This is a genomic window from Xanthomonas sp. SHU 199 (assembly GCF_000364665.1).
Taxonomy (GTDB): domain Bacteria; phylum Pseudomonadota; class Gammaproteobacteria; order Xanthomonadales; family Xanthomonadaceae; genus Xanthomonas_A; species Xanthomonas_A sontii.
Genome location: NZ_AQOI01000501.1, coordinates 1 through 1,049, shown reverse-complemented (window position 1 = coordinate 1,049; position 1,049 = coordinate 1). Strand labels below are relative to the sequence as shown.

The following is a 1,049-nucleotide window of genomic DNA, read 5'->3' as shown; positions in this document are numbered from 1 at the left end:
TCCCTGCCAGTGGCAGCCGCTGAGCGCGCCTTCCAGCGAATACAGCAGGTTGAGGCTGGGCTTGAAGCCGGCGCGCTTGACCTTGACGAAGGCGCCGACCGCGCCGGCCGCCTCCAGGTCCTGTTGCGTGCGCACGCCGACCTGGCGCAGCCAGGCCGCGCTCTTGGGGCCGATGTTGCGCAGCTTGGTGGTACTCATCGCAGGCTGTCGACGAAGACCTGGGCGATCGCTTCCAGGCCGCGCTGGTCGTCGGCGTCGAAGCGGGCCAGGTCGGGGCTGTCCAGGTCGAAGACGCCCACAAGCGCACTGTCGCGCAGCAGCGGCACCACCAGTTCCGACCGCGAGGCCGCATCGCAGGCGATATGCCCGGGGAACGCCTCCACGTCGTCGATGCGCTGGGTCTGGCCGCTGCTGGCGGCCGCGCCGCACACGCCTTTGTGCAGCGGAATGCGCACGCACGCGGGCAGGCCCTGGAACGGGCCGACCACCAGTTCCTTGCCGTCGTAGAAGTAGAAACCGACCCAGTTCAGCCGCGGCAGCGCGTGATATACCAGCGCGGCCAGGTTGGCGGCATTGGCGATGCGGTCGGGCTCCCCGGCGACCAGGGCACGGGCCTGATCGAGCAACTGGGTGTACTGTTCCGGCTTGCTGCCGGTGAGCGAGGACGAGGCGAACATCGCGCGAGTCTAGCAGCGCACTGCGTCCGCAGGCACCGCGGCGGCTGACGCGCGCGACGCACCCGGCTATCCTGCGCGCCGCCGCGCGTCCCGCCGGCCAACCGACAGGGTTTCGCATGGCTGTTCCCGCCTTCTACGTCACCGGCACCGATACCGGCATCGGCAAGACCATCGCCAGCACCGCGCTGCTGCACGCCCTGCGCGCACGCGGCCAGCGCGCGGTGGGCATGAAGCCGGTGGCCAGCGGCTGCACGCGCGAGGCCGACGGCTGGCGCAACGAGGACGCGCTGGCGCTGCAGGAGGCCAGCACGCCACGCCCGCGCTATGACGATCTCAATCCCTACGCGCTGCCGTTGCCGCTGGCGCCGGAAC

The 1,049-nt window shown here is 70.9% G+C and carries 3 protein-coding genes; 1 reads left to right on the top strand and 2 read right to left on the bottom strand.

Going from position 1 to position 1,049, the window contains the following annotated elements; all coding sequences use genetic code 11:
* Both D183_RS0115555 and D183_RS0115550 read right to left on the bottom strand, forming a co-directional pair.
* Positions 1–198 (bottom strand): TfoX/Sxy family protein (locus D183_RS0115555; RefSeq protein WP_017909821.1); only part of this gene is annotated, 198 nt, incomplete at its 3' end.
* Positions 195–677: a GAF domain-containing protein gene (locus D183_RS0115550; RefSeq protein ID WP_017909820.1), complete on the bottom strand. Its 483-nt coding sequence runs from the start codon at positions 675–677 to the stop codon at positions 195–197. The genes D183_RS0115555 and D183_RS0115550, both read right to left, overlap by 4 nt.
* Positions 678–793: 116 nt before the next feature.
* Between D183_RS0115550 and bioD the strand changes: the two genes are divergently transcribed.
* On the top strand, positions 794–1,049 hold a 256-nt coding region (bioD, locus tag D183_RS0115545), incomplete at its 3' end, for an ATP-dependent dethiobiotin synthetase BioD (RefSeq protein WP_017909819.1).